1 protein-coding gene is annotated in these 322 nt (G+C 62.1%); it reads right to left on the reverse strand.

The features are described 5' to 3' along the window. Positions 1 to 23: 23 nt before the first annotated feature. Positions 24 to 239, reverse strand: a complete 216-nt coding sequence (locus ACK59Z_RS25960; RefSeq protein ID WP_004573790.1) for a DUF2970 domain-containing protein — start codon at positions 237 to 239, stop codon at positions 24 to 26. Positions 240 to 322 lie beyond the last annotated feature (83 nt).

Below are 322 nucleotides of genomic sequence, written 5' to 3' on the forward strand. Positions count from 1 at the left end.
GCCCGCGAAGAAGCCGGCACAGGCTAGCGGGTCAGGTGCAGCGCCAATTGCACCAGGCCGATCAATACCGCAATGAACACCAGGGTGAACAGCGCCCCCAACGCAATGAAGTGGCTGGCCTTGCCGTGGGTGAAGTCGCGTGCGCGGTTTTTGCCGCTTTGCACGCCGAAGGCGGCAGCGAGGATGCTGTGCAGCATCTGCCAGAAGGTCGGGGGTTTGCCCTGGCTGGAATCGTCCATGGTGGCTCCTGGGGAAATCAGAGGCAATCAAGGACAGTGTAGGCAATGGTTGTGAGGTTGCCTGTGCCGGCCTCTTCGCGGGT

The sequence above is a fragment of the Pseudomonas sp. KCJK9058 genome (assembly GCF_046230975.1).
Taxonomy (GTDB): Bacteria; Pseudomonadota; Gammaproteobacteria; order Pseudomonadales; family Pseudomonadaceae; genus Aquipseudomonas; species Aquipseudomonas alloputida.